Genomic DNA, 16,450 nt, shown 5'->3' with positions numbered 1-16,450 from the left:
ATCCTATTCGGCGGGAGCGGCGGCCAGCTGGAACGACCGCTGCGGTGCGCCGACGCGAAGCCTGCGGTCGGCAAGCGAGACGAATCCGCCCAATGCCATCGCCAACGCGCCGATCCAGACCAGCGGCATGAACGGGTGGTAGTAGAATCTCACGGCCCACGCCCCCTTGCCATCGGCGTCGCCCAGGGTGACGTAGAGATTTGAAAGCAGATTTGTCCGGATGCCTGCGGAGGTCGTCTGTTGCTGCCGAACGGGATAGAAGCGGCGCTCGCTGTGCAACTCGGCGATGGGGCGTCCATTGCGGGAGATATCGAAAATGCCCCGCTCCGCGTCGTAATTCGGTCCGGCGACGTCGGCGACTGACCGCAGGCGAAGATTGAAGCCGGAGAGCTCAAGCCCCTCCCCGGGCCGCAGCATCTCGATCTTCTCCGTGGCCCACGCTGTCATGCCGGTGATGCCGGCAACGGTCACGCCCATGCCGGCATGCGCGATAATCAGTCCGTAGAAGGCCAGTGGCGCAGTGCGGGCAAGCCTGAGCGACGTATCCAGGGATACACTGCCAAGACGAAGACGAAGCGCGAGCGCAGCGAGCGAACCCAGGACGAGCCAGGCAGCCAGCCCCAAAAAGAAGGCGACAATCGCCTGCCGCCCCAGGAAAATTCCCAGCAGGGCGATCCCGACCAGCAGGCTCGCATAGGCGGGGTATTTTAGCCGCGACAGCGCCTCGGCAAGGTTATCGCGCTTCCATTTGAGGATTGCACCGACCGGCATCGCCAGCAGAAGCGGCACCATGATCGGGACGAACGTCATGTTGTAGTAGGGCGGACCGACCGAGATCTTGTCATTACCCAGCATGTCGATGACCAGCGGATAGAACGTGCCGATGAACACCGTTGCAGCCGCGGCCACGAGCAAGGTGTTGTTGAGGGTCAGGCCGCCCTCACGGCTGACCGGTGCAAAGGGAGCGCCCTGCCTGAGGCTCGGCGCGCGGATTGCAAACAGCGTCAACCCGCCGCCGGAGGCAATCAGGATCAAAGCGAGAATAAAGGCGCCGCGCGCCGGGTCCTGGGCGAAGGAATGAACGCTGGTCAACACGCCGGATCGAACGAGGAAAGTTCCGATCAGGCTCAGCGAGAACGTCAGGATGCCGAGCAGGATGGTCCAGCTCATCAGCGCGTTGCGCCGCTCCACGACCAGGGCCGAATGCAGCAATGCGGTGCCCACAATCCAGGGCATGAAGGACGCGTTCTCGACGGGATCCCAGAACCACCAGCCGCCCCAGCCCAGCGTGTAGTAGGCCCAAGCGCTGCCAAGCGTGATGCCGATCGTGAGAAAGCACCAGGCGGCGAGCACCCAGGGCCGCACCCAGCGCGCCCAGCACGCGTCCACTTTTCCATCGATCAATGCGGCAACGGAAAAGGAAAACGCCATCGAAAATCCGACATAACCCAGATAAAGGAACGGCGGATGTATCGCGAGCCCCGGATCCTGGAGGATCGGGTTGAGACCGTTGCCGTCGGGCGGCGGATCGATCAGGCGCGCGAACGGATTCGACGTTGCCACAACGAAGATGAGGAAGCCGAGGCCGGTCATGCCATGGATGCCGAGCACATTGGCTTGCAGCCGGTCAGGCAAGTTGTCTCCGAACAGCGCGACGGCGGCGCCGAACAGCGCCAAGATGAGGACCCACAGCAGCATCGAGCCTTCGTGGTTTCCCCACACGCCGGAAATCTTGTAGATCAGCGGCTTCAGCGTGTGTGAATTGGCGGCGACAAGGCGCACGGAAAAGTCCGACGTCACGAACGCATACGTCAGGCAACCGAACGCGATCGCGATGAACAGCAACTGACCCAGGGCGGCCTGCCGGACAAATGCGGCAATCGCCGCTTCATGGCGCCGCGTCCCGGCGAACGGGACGATCGACTGCGCGAGCGAAATGAACAGCGCCAGCACAAGCGCGAACGATCCGGCCTCTGCCGCCATTTCCTGGTCCCCCCGACCGCAACCACTCTGGACCCGGCACTCCCACGCGATCGCCATTGATTGCGTTGTGGCCGCTTGCGAAAGGAGATTGCAAATGAGGCATTAATCGATCGGCAATTCGTTATTATCCTGATGCCGATGTTTCGAAATCTTGTCGGCGACCATCCGCACTATATTTCCCGTCGCTTGCTACCCTGCTTCTGCATCCGTATCCCGACGATGTGTGCGCACCATGTAAAGCCGCTCATTGCAGCAGCTTGCCGATCTCGGCATGACCGCTCGTTGCGGCTAGATCGGCGGCGGTTTCCCGCTTCTTGTTTCTGAGGTTCTTGTCAGCGCCGCCCGCGATCAGTATCCGCGCAATCTCCGTGTGTCCTTCATAAGCGGCCATCATCAGGGGGCTGATGCCGCGGGTGTTTCGGGCATTTGGATCGGCCCGCCGCTCCAGCAATGTCCGGACCACGTCGGCCATGCCGGCCTGTGTCGCCAGAATGAGCGGCGTGTTTCCATTCGACGTTGCCGCCCTGGAGTCGGCCCCGCGCTCCAGCAGGTACCGTGTGGTGTCCGCGTTGCCGGTCTCGAGTGCCTTCAGGAACGGCGTCATGCCGTCGGCATCCGCCAGACGCAGGTCGGCGCCCTTGCGAACCAGGACGTGCATGGCCGTCAGGTTGCCGCGGTCGGCTGCGTGCCAGAGTGCGGTACGCCGCTGCCCGTCGACAGCGTTGATCGTGGCCTGGTCGGTGGCAAGCAGCTCGACGACGGGTTGGGGACAAGAGCCCGCCGCCATCATGAGCAGTGTTCTTCCGTCATCGCGAATCGGCAGCAGGCCTCCGGACCGCCTGACAAAGATAGACACGGTATCTGCATTGCAGCTGTTCACCGCAATCGAGACCGGCGTCGCGCCGTTTGCCGCCTTCACGAAGGCATCCGCTCCCTTCGCAAGCAGCATCTTCACGATGTCGGAATGACCCTCGCGCGCAGCAAGCATCAGCGCGGTCTCGCCTGCCAGGTTACGCGCATCGAGGACCGCGCCGGCCGACAGAAGCAGGTCGACAAGCTGCGATTGCCCCGCGGATGCAGCGATGGCGAGGGCCGCATTGCCCTCGTTGTTGGTGACGTTGACATCGGCGCCCGCATCGACCAGGTCGCGCAAAGGACCGACCTGGCCCCGCAAGGTCGCATCGATAACTGCTGCCTGGCCGTTGCGGGAGGCGATTTGCGGCGCGCCCTTCAGTGCCGCATTCGTCGACGGCCGATCGGCAGGGCTTCGTCCGGCGGCAGGCGACGATCTTTGCGGCGGCTCGGGAGGACGAGCTGCCATATCGGCGAGCATCCTCTTCGCCGGCGCATAACCGGCAGCCGAGGCCTTGCGAAGCCACTCCTGCGCCTTGTCCGGATCGAAGGCCGTGCCGCGCGCGGCGAGATACATGGTCGCCACATTATACTGAGCCTTGGTGTGGCCCGCTTCGGCGCTGGACTTCATCCATCTGAATGCCTGCGCGGAGTCCGGCCTGGTTCCGAGGCCGGAGCGATAGAACGAGGCAAGCCGGTACTGGGCATCGGCGTCGCCCGCACGCGCCGAGCGCATGAGCAACCGCAGTGCCGTGTCGTACTGGCCGAGCCGGATGGCCTCGTTGACCGGTCGACCGGCGTCGGTATCCAGTTGCGCTCCGCCTTCTGCCGGTTCCGCATCGTTCACTGCACCCGATGGCGAGACGACGGCGCCCTGTTGCGATTGACCCGCATATGCGCGATCCCGATACGGAGCGTCGAACGCAACCAGCAAGATGATGGCAAGGCCGGCGAAAGCACGAAGCAGCCCGCTGCGCCGCCGATCTCCGCGATCCATCGTCCGTCCCCCCAAAGCGCTCGGCGGAACGACGGCTCCTGTTGCGTCAAGCCGTGCCATATTTGGTTTCGACCTCAATCCCGATGCTTTGAAGAAAAGCCGTCGGCAATATGCCGCCGAGGCATCCGATCACGGCGTCATTCTCGATCGCCAGGGGCGCGTTCGCGACTTCCAGCTCGACGTCGTCGGCGCCGATGCGCTTGACGGAGGACGACAACAACACCTTGAGCCGTCCCGATTTCTCGGCAGCCGCGATCCGTTCGCGGTTCTTCGGCTTCGCCCGGTTGAAGGATTCGCTGCGGTGGGACAGCGTCACCACCGTATCGGGTTGTTCGGCGATGTCGCAGGCAGCTTCCAGTGCGGCGTCGCCGCCGCCGACGACGAGCACATGCTGTCCCCTGTACTGCTCGGGATCGACCAGCCGATAGACGACCTTCGGCTGCTCTTCGCCGGGAACATCGAGCCTGCGCGGCGTGCCGCGCCGCCCGATGGTCAGCAGGACGGCGCGCGACCTGTAGGCGGCGCGTCCAGTCTTCACCTCGAAACCCCCATCGACGCGCGTCACCGCTTCGACGCGCTCGCCGGTCTTGACCGTCAGCCCGCTCTTGCCGGCGATGTCCTGAAACAGGCCGATCAACTCCTCTTTGCTCAATTCGGTGAAGCTGAACTTGCCGGCGAGCGGAAGCGTGAACGGCGCTGTCATGACCAGCTTGCCGCGGGGGAAATGTGCGACGGTGCCGCCGAAGGATTCCTGCTCCAGCGTGACAAAGCGGAGCTTGTGCTGCATCGCTGCGAGGCTTGCTGAAAATCCCGCAGGTCCGCAGCCGACGATGACCACATCGAGCAAGTCCGGCTTGTCCGCCTTCTCCATCTTCCCGACGGCCTCGATCGCCTGACGCCCCTGCTCGATCGCGTTGCGAACCAGTCCCATTCCGCCCAGTTCGCCCGCGATGAACATGCCGGGAACATTGGTCTGGAAGTTCTCGTCGACATTGGGAATATCGATTCCCCGCGTCGCCGTGCCGAACACAAGCGTGATCGCATTCGCCGGACAGGCAGCTTTGCACGCGCCGTGACCGATGCAGTGCGACGGCTCCACGAGTTCCGCCTTGCCGTCGATGATCCCGAGAATGTCGCCTTCCGGGCAGGCTCTGACGCATGATGCGCAACCGATGCACCGGGCCGGATCGATCACCGGATGCAGCGAGGCCGGCTCCATCAATCCGGATTCTCTTGCAGCAGCGCGCCTGGCGATGCTGCGGCGTTCGACCCGCCTTCGCGCGACGATATAGGTGGCCCAGACCGCGAGCATTGGCACGGCGTAGACAATGACGACGTCGATAGCCATGGCCTGCTCTCGTCGCCGGACAAGCGGCGACACACACTCGAAAGACTCTCCGCACGCCGCAACGCGTTGCCGCTGCCCGAATGCGCAACCCTATCCGGCCGCCATTGGCGGAAATAAGGCTCCTTGCCTGCGTTCTCGTGCCGAAAATTGGACGTAATGCGGACTCATCTGCTGTTCAGGGTGACCGGAAAATCCATCATGACAATCGCGGGGGCGATGAAACTTGTCGATCGCAGGCCTCTCTGTTTCCAGATCTTCCGGCGCCACCGGCCTGGCGCGCACGGCGCTTCCGGTCGCTCGCACATTTCCCGCAGCCGCAGCTGTGCTGGTGGCGCTGATCGCCGCCGCAGGATGGTTCGCGAGCGGCGAGGAATATCTCACGCCGAAAGCCGGGCCCGGCTATTGGCTCGGAATCGCGGGCAGCACCGCGATGCTCTGCCTGCTCCTCTATTCGTTCCGCAAGCGCTTCAAGGCGGCCCGCCCAATCGGCTCGGTGCGATTCTGGTTCCGCACCCACATGCTGCTCGGGGTGACCGGGCCCCTGCTGATCCTGTTCCATTCCAACTTCCGGCTTGGTCCGCTGAACAGCAACGTTGCACTGTTCTCGATGCTGATCGTCGCCTTCAGCGGCGTCGTCGGCAAGTTCATCTACGGCAAGATTCATATGGGCCTCCACGGCAGCAGAGCCCGGGCAAGGGAGCTGCTCGCCGAAGCCGACAACCTCAAGCACCAGTTCGGCGACGAGAAGGTGGGAGTCCTCGTCTCGCGCGAGTTGAACGCGTTCAGCGACGGCATCGCCAGTGAGGTACGAGCCAGCGTGCTGACGAGCCTTTGGGGCGGCGCGGTGCTGGCGGTGCGGGCACGGCGGATCCGCGCCCGCCTTCTATCGGAGGCAAACCGGCTCATCCGTATCGAGGCAAGGACATCCGGCTGGTCCCGGCGTCAACGGCGCGCGAGGCAGCAACGGATCGTGGAGCTCGTGACGCTCTATTCGGAAGCGGTGCTGAAGGCAGCCGAGCTCGCGTTCTACGAGCGGCTTTTCGCGCTCTGGCACGTGCTGCACCTGCCTCTGTTCTTCCTGATGCTGGCAACCGGCCTCATTCACGTCTGGGCCGTTCACCAGTATTGATGGAGATGCGGCGTTGAAGCGGCACGCGGCGACTTTCGTCATTGCAGGCGTCTTGCTGGCGCTCCAGGGACAGGCGATATCGCAGTCCCTGATCGAGAAGCTGGTGATGCCGGGCCCTCTGGTGGAAGGTCATGCCAAGCTCGAATCGCAATGCGCGAAATGCCACGAGCCGTTCTCACGACATTCGCAGACAAGACTCTGCCTCGACTGTCACAAGGAAATCTCGGACGACCGCGCCCGGAACAAGGGATTTCACGGGCGGGAGCGCAGAGCCTCGACATTGCAATGCAACCAGTGCCACACCGAACACAAGGGACGCGGCGCCGACATCAATCAGCTCGATCGCGAGACATTCGACCACGATCAGACGAATTTCAGGCTGGTCGACGCGCACAAGCGCGTACCGTGCGACGGATGCCATGCTGAGAAGAAGAGCTTTCGCAAGACGTCTTCGATCTGTTTCGATTGCCACAGGAAGGTCGACCCGCATCAGGGCCGGCTGGGAGAGCGTTGCGACAATTGCCATACCGCCACGAAATGGCGTGAGACAAAGCCGTTCGATCACGGCAAGACGAAGTTCCCTCTCCAGGGCGCGCACAGGAAGGTCGCCTGTGCGACCTGCCATGCCGGCCAGCTCTACAAGGACCTGCCGTCATCCTGCGTGTCATGCCACCGGCTGCAGGACATTCATGCCGACCGCTATGGCGACAAATGCGAGACCTGTCACGACCAGAACAGCTGGAAGACTTCGCATTTCAATCACGACAAGACGAAGTTTCCGCTGCGCGGCGGACATGCCAGGGTCGGATGCGACACCTGCCACACCGGCCATCTCTACCGGGACAAGCTCGCAACGACCTGCGTCTCCTGTCATCGCAAGCAGGATCCGCACAAGGGCCGGCTGGGAGAGCGGTGCGAGCGATGTCACAACGTCACGGATTGGCGGAAGAACCTGTCATTCGATCATGAGCTGACGCGCTTTCCCTTGATCGGACTGCATGCCTCGGTTGCCTGCGAGGAATGCCATCGCACGCCCGCATACAAGGATACGCCCGTTGCCTGCGAGAAGTGCCACAAGGATTTTCATCAAGGGCGATTGGGGACGGCCTGCGGCAATTGCCACAATCCGAACGGCTGGGCTCGCTGGCGCTTCGACCATGCGCGACAGACGAGATTTCCGCTGGTCGGGGCCCATGAGCGGTTGATGTGCGAAGCCTGTCACAAGGCGAAGTCGCCGCCCAATCTCAGGCTCGCAACCAATTGCGTCAGCTGCCACCTCGGCGCTGACGTGCACCGGGGCGCGTTCGGCCAGGATTGCGAGCGATGCCATGTTGCGACCGGTTGGCGCAAACTCAACATCAGGAACTGACTGAGATTCGTTCCGAGCGCCCGGTTTGCCGCCCCGCCCGGCGGCATTTCCAAATGTCACAAAAATACCTTGCGATCGCCACGTCTGCATAACGCAGGCAGCAGCGGGCGTTTATTCCGCCCGTGTTGCGCAAACGCGGCAAAGCGTTCAGCTCCGAGTCAGATTCGCCGTCGTTTCGGCCAGCTTTCAGCTCTCCTTCCAGCAGGTCGCGCCCGCACAGACGAAATGATTTCGCCGGGCTCGAAGATGCGCCGCGCGGTGACGCGCAGAAAGGGAGCGAAGGAATCGCGGGGGCTCGGCAGGCGTAGCGCCGCTCCACGCGGATCCGGAAAAGCGATTCGCGCATCACCGGAAATGGGTCGATTTGAAGCATTGGAGCATGGGTTGGACGATTACTGCAGTAAACTGGCGCGCTGGATGCGTCGATTGCGCACCCTGGCCGGGGGCACAGTCGTTGCTTGCGGGCTATTGCTCGTCGCAATCCATGCCGTGCAGGCGCAGGCGTCATTCGACCACTTCGCGACCGGATATCCCCTCACCGGCAGCCACCGCACGGCGCCATGCGAGTCGTGTCACGTCGGCGGACGCTTCAAGGCGACTCCCACCCAGTGCGCCAGCTGCCACAACGGCGCGCTGACCTCGGGCCGTTCGCCAAGCCATCCGAAAACGACGTCGCGGTGCGAAGGCTGTCATCAGACGACGGTGTGGAACGACATCCGTGTCATCGACCATACGCAGGCGACGGCCCCCTGTGCGGCCTGCCACGACGGCAGGAAGGCGATCGGGAAACCACCGACGCATCTGGCGACCGCCGCCCCCTGCGAGTCCTGTCACAGGACCACGGCGAGTTTCCGCACGAAAGCGCGGATGGATCACACCGGGTTCTCCACCGACTGCTCCAGCTGTCACAACGGCACCACCGCGAAGGGACTGACGACCCCGCCGCACATCCCGGTGACCGGTGTCCAGTGCAGCAGCTGCCACAGCAACACCGCGGCGAGCTTCACCACCTATACCATGTCGCACACGGCTGTCGCCACTGCGCGCTGCGATTCCTGCCACAACGGTTCCTACACCTCGCAGGGCACCAAGGGTGCCTTCGGCACCGCGTCCTATCCAGGACACGTCACCACCAGCGGCAAGGACTGCGTCAGCTGCCACACCAACGCCGCCAGCGGTGGTTTTGCCAGCTGGAGCGGCGGCACCTTTGCGCATGCGGCGGGCGACACCAACTGTTCGAGCTGCCACAACGGCAAGACTGCAAAGGGACTGACGACGCCACCACATATCCCGGTGACCGGCATCCAGTGCAGCAGCTGCCACAGCAACACGGCGGCCAGCTTCACCACCTATACCATGTCGCATACCGCAGTCGCCGCTGCGCGATGCGATTCCTGCCACAACGGCTCCTACACCTCGCAGGGCACCAAGGGTGCCTTCGGCACCGCGTCCTATCCCGGACACGTCGCGACCGGTGGCAAGGATTGCGTCAGCTGTCATGCCAAGGCCGCCAGCGGCGGCTTTGCCAGCTGGAGCGGCGGCACGTTTGCGCATGCGGCGACCGACACCAACTGCTCCAGCTGCCACAACGGCAAGAGCGCAAAGGGACTGACGACGCCACCCCATATCCCGGTGACCGGTGTCCAGTGCAGCAGCTGCCACAGCAACACTGCGGCGAGCTTCACCACCTACACCATGTCGCACACGGCGGTCGCGGCTGCGCGATGCGACTCCTGCCATAACGGCTCCTACACATCGCAAGGCACCAAAGGAGCTTACGGCACCGCCTCCTATCCCGGCCACGTGGCGACCGGTGGCAAGGATTGCGTCAGCTGTCACGCCAAGGCAGCCAGCGGTGGTTTTGCCAGCTGGAGCGGCGGCACATTTGCGCATGCGGCGGGAGATACCAACTGTTCGAACTGCCACAACGGCAGCACCGCAAAGGGACTGACGACTCCGCCGCATATCCCGGTGACCGGCGTCCAGTGCAGCAGCTGCCACAGCAACACGGCGGCGAGCTTCACCACCTACACCATGTCGCACACCGCAGTCGCGGCGGCGCGCTGCGATTCCTGCCACAACGGTTCCTACGCCTCGCAAGGCACGAAGGGTGCCCTTGGCACCGCCTCCTACCCCGGACACGTCGCCACCGGTGGCAAGGACTGCGTCAGCTGTCACGCCAAGGCGGCGAGCAGCGGCTTTGCCAGCTGGAGCGGCGGCACCTTCGCCCATGCGGCGGGCGACACCAACTGTTCGAGCTGCCACAATGGCAAGAGCGCGACCGGCATGACGACCCCGCCGCACATCCCGGTGACCGGTGTCCAGTGCAGCAGCTGCCACAGCAACACGGCGACGAGCTTCACCACCTACACCATGAGCCACACGGCAGTCGCCGCTGCGCGCTGCGATTCCTGCCACAACGGTTCCTACACCTCGCAAGGCACCAAGGGCGCCTTCGGCACCGCGTCCTATCCCGGACACGTGGCGACCAACGGCAAGGACTGCGTCAGCTGTCACGCCAAGGCCGCCAGCGGCGGATACTCGAGTTGGAGCGGCGGCACGTTTGCGCATGCGGCGACGGACACCAACTGTTCGAGCTGTCACAACGGCAAGACCGCAAACGGACTGACGACTCCGCCGCACATCCCGGTGACCGGTGTCCAGTGCAGCAGCTGCCACAGCAACACGGCGGCGAGCTTCACCGCCTACACCATGAGCCACACGGCGGTCGCGGCTGCGCGATGCGATTCCTGCCACAATGGTTCCTACACCTCGCAGGGCACCAAGGGTGCCTTCGGCACCGCCTCCTACCCCGGACATGTCGCGACCAACGGCAAGGATTGCGTCAGCTGCCACGCCAAGGCAGCGAGCGGTGGTTTTGCCAGCTGGAGCGGCGGCACTTTTGCGCATGCGGCGACCGACACCAACTGCTCGAGCTGCCACAACGGCAAGACCGCAAAGGGACTGACGACGCCACCACATATACCGGTGACCGGCGTCCAGTGCAGCAGCTGTCACAGCAACACCGCGGCGAGCTTCACCACCTACACCATGTCGCATTCAGCGGTGAGCGCGAGCCGCTGCGATTCCTGCCACAACGGTTCCTACACCTCGCAGGGCACCAAGGGTGCCTTCGGCACCGCGTCCTATCCCGGCCACGTCGTCACCGCTGGCAAGGATTGCGCCAGCTGCCACACCAAGGCAGCCAGCGGCGGATACTCGAGTTGGAGCGGTGGCACCTTCGCCCATGCAGCGACGGACACCAACTGCTCCAGCTGTCACAACGGCAAGACCGCAAAGGGACTGACGACCCCACCGCACATCCCGGTGACCGGCATCCAGTGCAGCAGCTGCCACAGCAACACCGCGGCCAACTTCACCACCTATACCATGTCGCATTCAGCGGTGAGCGCGAGCCGCTGCGACTCCTGCCACAACGGTTCCTACACCTCGCAGGGCACCAAGGGCGCCTTCGGCACCGCCTCCTATCCCGGACACGTCGCCACCAGCGGCAGGGACTGCGTCAGTTGCCACGCCAAGGCGGCCAGCGGTGGATACACCAGCTGGAGCGGCGGCACGTTTGCGCATGCGGCGACGGACACCAACTGCTCGAGTTGCCACAACGGCAGCACTGCAAAGGGAATGACGACTCCGCCGCACATCCCGGTGACCGGCGTCCAGTGCAGCAATTGCCACAAGAACAGCGCGACAAGTTTTGCGACCTACACGATGTCGCATGCCGCGGTCCACGCCATCCGCTGCGACACCTGCCACAACGGCGCCTACAGGAGTCAGGGAACCAAAGGGGCGCAGGGACCGGATCACGGCGCAAAATCGCAGGACTGCGGCTGCTGCCACGTCCAGGCGGCAACGACGTTCACGAGCTGGGACAAGACGCAGAAGCCCGCAGCCGGCTGCGCCACGACAGCCAAGGCACTGGCGCCGGCAACGAAATCGACAACCATGGCGGTCGTCAAATCGGCGATGCAGTCCGCGGTGACGGCGGTCACCACGGTCGTGCGTTCCGTGACAGGATCGGGCAGCACCGCTCCCCAGCCTGGCCCGTCGACGGCCGCCGCTACGCAGCCCCAGGCGCAGGCAACTCCATCACCGCAAGCCAGGCCTGCGCCGGTCGTCACGCCAGCCTCGCCGAGCCCTTCTGCAAGTGTTCTTTTCAACAGCAAGCCGGTGTCGGCCGCGGAGTTTGCTCCGTCGGCGACAACTCCGACAGCACCGTCGGCCGCGGCTGTTCCGGGCACCTCGAACTTCGCCAAGGTTGCTCCAGTCGTACCGGGGGCGCCGAAGTCGGCCCCCTCCGCCACGCCGTCGGCCACGGCCACGCCCGGGCTCGCCACTCCATCGGTCGCGCCGAGCCCGCGGCCGGCTGGAGAGACTGCCACCCGGAATCCGGCAATCAACTCGCCGGCGACGCAACCGGGCGCGGCGCCTGCAATTCCCCAGATCGGGGAATTCAGGCCCGGACTGCCGCCGGCCGGTCCGTCATCGGGCCTTGCGAGATTCAACCACGCCACGGCGTTCGGGCGATGTGCATCTTGCCACGACGGCTCGAAGGCGATCGGCAAGCCGGCGCGGCACGTCGCGACCAACGCGCCTTGCGAGACCTGCCACAAGAGCACGGTGACGTTCGCCGGCGCGCGGTTCACCCACAGCGGTGCGACCGCAGCATGCGCCAGCTGCCACAACGGAACGATGGCGATCGGCAAGCCGGCGCGGCACGTCGCAACCAGCGCGCCGTGCGAGAGCTGCCACAAGAGCACGGCGACCTTCGCCGGCGCGCGGTTCAGCCACACCGGAACGACCGCCGCGTGCGCCACTTGCCACAACGGAACAATGGCGCTCGGCAAGCCGGCACGGCATGTTGCAACCAATGCACCGTGCGAGACCTGCCACAAGAGCACGGTGACGTTCGCCGGCGCGCGGTTCAGCCACACCGGAACGACGGCCGCTTGTGCCACCTGCCACAACGGCACAATGGCGCTCGGCAAGCCCGCCCGGCACGTCACGACCAATGCAGCGTGCGAAACCTGTCACAAGAGCACGGTGACATTCGGCGGCGCACGCTTCGACCACAGTGCAACGACCGTACCCTGCGCCAATTGCCACAACGGCGGCTCTGCGACCGGCAAGGGACCGAAGCACCTCGTTACGAGCCTGCCGTGCGACAGCTGTCACCGCACCGTGAGCTGGGCTTCGGCCACCTATCGGCACATGTCCGCGGCCTATCCAAATCATGGCGCGTCCATCGCCTGCGGCCAGTGCCACAGCGGCAACTCGCAGGTCGTTGCCTGGAAGTTCGCCGCCTACAAGCCCGATTGCGCCGGCTGCCACGCCGCGGAATTCCGGCCGCAGCAGCACGCCAAGTATCTGAAGCCCGTGCCGATGAACTACACGGTGGCTGAACTCAAGGACTGCACCGGCGCCTGCCATGTCTACACCGACAGATCTCTGACGACGATCCAGACCCGCCGTCCGAAAGCGCATCGCGTCAACGGCAGTGGATGGTGATCGCGTGCGTATCCTGCTCCCCATAGGCCAAAGGCCACGCGGCGCATCGGCGTCATCTTCGCAAGCGCTGAGGCGAGCGGGTGCGGCGCTTTTCGGCGCGCTCCTGCTCGCATCCGTGCTTCCAATCACATGGACGCAGGCGCAACCCGTGATCGATCAGTTCGTGTCGAATGCCGACCTGATGACATCGGGCAATTGCAGCATGCTTCGCGTGAATTTCCACGTCCGCGTTCGCTATCTCGGCCATTTTCCGCCGGATCGCGGTGATCAGCTGCGTGTCGCGCTCCAGCTCATCGACCGGGATGCCGGTGTCGGGCGGCGTCTGGCCCGTCGCGAGGGAGTGAGGGTCGAAAATACTGCTGCCGCAGGCATCCAGTCGGTCTTCGTCGGGCTCGATGAGGCCGACGGTCCCGTGCTTCACGTGCTCTTCGCGCGTCCGACGTCCTATCAGGTTGTGCAGTCCGGCAGCTTCGAGTCGGTCGTCATCGTGATTGCAAAGAAGGGAGCCGCGGCGGCCTGCAAGATTGGCGGCTTTGCAGCCCCCGCGCGCGATGGAGCCGGTCGAGCCGGAAAGCTCAGGGAGGGCGATGTCAGGGTAATCGAAGCCTCGATGGACGAGGCGCGCGCCGCGATCAGGAAAGGCAACTTTGCGGGCGCGACAACACTGCTGCGAAGGGTCCTGAAATACCCGGAGAACCGATCGAGCGCCGAGGCCCAGGAACTGCTCGGCGTGGCACTGCAGAAGTCCGGACAGACCGCGGATGCGAGGGTCGAATACGAGGACTATCTGCGCAGATATCCGAGCGGCGAAGGCAGCGAACGGGTCAGGCAGCGACTGGCGGGAATGCTGACCGCCGCAGGTGCTGCGCCCGACAAGCTCATCGGCCAGCTCGGCACGCCGGCGACTGCGGCCGAGCTGAAGAAGATGGCGCCGACCGGCGAGACACGCTGGTCGATCTCCGGAAGCGCGTCGGTGTTCTACATCACCAACGACAGCACCAGCACGGTCAAGGACATCTCGACCGCACCGAACCCGAATGCCGACCCGGACGCGCACCGCTCGCATCAGAACTCGCTGCTGACGAACTACGACATGTTCGGAACATCCGACAACGACCAGGTCAGGACCAAGTTCAAGCTTGCGCTCACCGACGAATACCGGATCGATTCCGGGATCAACAAGATCGGTGTCTCGACGGCCCAGCTCGACTACACCATCAAGGACTACGACCTGACGGCCAGCATCGGCCGGCAATCGCGCAACACCGGAGGCGTGATCGGCCGCTTCGACGGCGCCGTGCTGAGCTGGATGTACAGTCCCGCCGTACGCTTCAACATTCTGGCCGGCTCGCCGAACTGGAGCCGCTTCGACGCGCCGTTTCTCAACGACAAGACGCTCTATGGCGCCAGCGTCGATTTCGGGAAGGTATTCGGGGTGTTGGACACGACGCTGTATGCCATCACGCAGTATGATCGCAGCATGATCGACCGTCAGGCGATCGGCGCCGAGTTTCGATATTTCGACATAAACAAATCGGCGCTCGGGACGATCGACTACGACGTTCACTTCCAGCGGCTCAACGCGGCAATCTTCTCCGGCACCTACACGCTGGATGACAAGTCGGTCATCAACACCGCGCTCGACTATCGCAAGGTTCCCTTCCTCTCGACCTGGAATGCCCTGCAGGGGCAGCCTTTCCTGACGCTCTACGACATGATGAAGTTCAATACGGCAGCCGAAATCAGGCAATTCGCGATCGACCGCACGCCGACCTTCGAATCCGCCATGGTCAGCTACTCGCGGCCCATCAGTGAGAGATTTCAGATCGGCGGCGACGCGACGGTGACGCATCTGACCGGAACGTTGCCTTCGGGAGGTGTGGACGGCACACCGGCGAGCGGCCTCGAGTACTATCTGTCGACGCAGCTCACCGGCAACAGCATTTTCAAGCCCGGGGACCTGTTCATGGCAGCGCTGCGCTATGCAAACCTGTCTGATTCCAGGGTCTACGTAGTCGACCTCAATACCCGCTATCCGGTCACACCCGACCTGTCGGTCAGCCCGCGGCTACGGCTTGGATACAGGACCGGCGTCAACACCGACCTCAAGGAGACGACGATCCTGCCGTCGTTCCTCGTCAATTATCTCTGGTCGAAGGACCTGAGTTTCGAGACCGAGATCGGCTACAAATACATGGACGGCTCGCTGGCCGGCGTGAAATCAGTCACCAGGGATATCTTCGCGACGATCGGAATCCGCCGCGACTTCGGCACCGAAGGCCTGACGAATTGCCGTGGCGCGGCCGTCAGCTGCGCGTGGGCGCAACCGGGGGCCATGCGGGCCGCCGGCCAGAACCCCGGTTCCGAACCGCTGCTGAAAGCGCCCGGGTCGGCCCTGCCCTACTACGCCTTCGAGGGCGGGCTGCGCTACTGGCTCAGCTCGGCGAAGAACCGCTACGACTACTTCGCCGACCCGACACCTTCGGTCCGCGTATCGCGCCTGAGCTACGGCGGACTGACCGGGCATTCCGGCGAAGCTTTCTTCAGGGTCGACGGGCTCGATGGTCCGTTCGCCAACATGTTCCTGAAGGGCTATGTCGGCGGCGGGAAGATCGCCGGCGGCAAGCTCTTCGACGAGGATTATGTGCCCTTCGTCGATCCCTATTCGATGACATCGAGCAGTGCGAGCGGGCAGCTGCATTATGCGAGCATCGATCTCGGCTACAATGTCTTCCAGATCGACGGGCTGCGGTTCGGCGCCTTCGTCGGATTCCATCACTGGCAGGAGACGGTCGACGCAAGGGGTTGCCGCCAGATCGGCGGCAATCCGTTGATCTGCACCCCGGCGCTGCCGTCGACCCTGAAGGTCGTCACCGAGCAGGACCGCTGGGAAACGGGCCGCGCCGGCATTGCCGTCGATGCCCGGCTGTGGGGCAGGCTGAACTGGCAGGGCGAGATCGCCTATGCGTGGACGTCGCAGCATGCCACCGACATTCATTATCTGACGTTCGGCCGCGATCCCGCCAGCGGTCACGGTTCCGGTTTTCAGGCCGAAACCGTGCTGAAGTACCGGTTTGCAAACGGCCTCGCCATCGGTGTCGGCGGGCGGTGGTGGCACTTGAACACCGAGGCCGTCGATTCATTCAACCAGCTCCTGAAATACACGACCGACCGCTACGGCGTTTATGTCCAGGGGAGCTACCAGTTCAACTGATCGAAAGCATGCAAGGAAACGGAGCGGTTTCG

The 16,450-nt window shown here is 64.0% G+C and carries 7 protein-coding genes; 4 read left to right on the top strand and 3 right to left on the bottom strand.

Annotated features, from left to right (window positions below; all coding sequences use genetic code 11):
* Positions 1-3: 3 nt before the first annotated feature.
* The 3 genes from HZB49_RS08525 to HZB49_RS08515 all read right to left on the bottom strand — a co-directional run bounded on the left by HZB49_RS08525 (position 4) and on the right by HZB49_RS08515 (position 5,180).
* On the bottom strand, positions 4-1,983 hold the full coding sequence (locus HZB49_RS08525; protein ID WP_291611152.1) for a heme lyase CcmF/NrfE family subunit: 1,980 nt from the start codon (positions 1,981-1,983) through the stop codon (positions 4-6).
* A gap of 244 nt (positions 1,984-2,227) precedes the next feature.
* Positions 2,228-3,832 (bottom strand): ankyrin repeat domain-containing protein, encoded by a 1,605-nt coding sequence (locus tag HZB49_RS08520; RefSeq protein WP_291610091.1) that lies wholly within the window; start codon positions 3,830-3,832, stop codon positions 2,228-2,230.
* 46 nt (positions 3,833-3,878) lie between these two features.
* Positions 3,879-5,180: an NAD(P)-binding domain-containing protein gene (locus HZB49_RS08515; protein WP_291610090.1), complete on the bottom strand. Its 1,302-nt coding sequence runs from the start codon at positions 5,178-5,180 to the stop codon at positions 3,879-3,881.
* A 328-nt stretch (positions 5,181-5,508) separates the two neighbouring features.
* On the opposite strand from HZB49_RS08515, the gene HZB49_RS08510 reads away from it, so the two are divergent.
* From HZB49_RS08510 to HZB49_RS08495, 4 genes are all read left to right on the top strand, one after another.
* Positions 5,509-6,309, top strand: coding sequence for a pyridine nucleotide-disulfide oxidoreductase (locus tag HZB49_RS08510; RefSeq protein ID WP_291610088.1), 801 nt, complete (start codon positions 5,509-5,511; stop codon positions 6,307-6,309).
* A 13-nt stretch (positions 6,310-6,322) separates the two neighbouring features.
* A complete protein-coding gene (locus tag HZB49_RS08505) occupies positions 6,323-7,678 on the top strand; it encodes a cytochrome c3 family protein (protein WP_291610086.1) in 1,356 nt (451 codons plus the stop codon).
* A gap of 426 nt (positions 7,679-8,104) precedes the next feature.
* Positions 8,105-13,204: a hypothetical protein gene (locus HZB49_RS08500; protein ID WP_291610084.1), complete on the top strand. Its 5,100-nt coding sequence runs from the start codon at positions 8,105-8,107 to the stop codon at positions 13,202-13,204.
* A gap of 148 nt (positions 13,205-13,352) precedes the next feature.
* Positions 13,353-16,418: a hypothetical protein gene (locus tag HZB49_RS08495; RefSeq protein ID WP_291610083.1), complete on the top strand. Its 3,066-nt coding sequence runs from the start codon at positions 13,353-13,355 to the stop codon at positions 16,416-16,418.
* Positions 16,419-16,450 lie beyond the last annotated feature (32 nt).

Source organism: Bradyrhizobium sp., from assembly GCF_016219575.1.
Classification (GTDB): domain Bacteria; phylum Pseudomonadota; class Alphaproteobacteria; order Rhizobiales; family Xanthobacteraceae; genus Bradyrhizobium.
The sequence above is the reverse complement of the archived record's forward strand: the minus strand, read 5'-3'. Positions and strand labels throughout refer to the sequence as shown.

Excerpts from the sequence above, each read along its gene's own strand:
- HZB49_RS08520 (WP_291610091.1), bottom strand. The coding sequence starts at position 3,832 with ATGGATCGCGGAGATCGGCGGCGCAGCGGGCTGCTTCGTGCTTTCGCC.
- HZB49_RS08515 (WP_291610090.1), bottom strand. The coding sequence starts at position 5,180 with ATGGCTATCGACGTCGTCATTGTCTACGCCGTGCCAATGCTCGCGGTC.
- HZB49_RS08525 (WP_291611152.1), bottom strand. The coding sequence starts at position 1,983 with ATGGCGGCAGAGGCCGGATCGTTCGCGCTTGTGCTGGCGCTGTTCATT.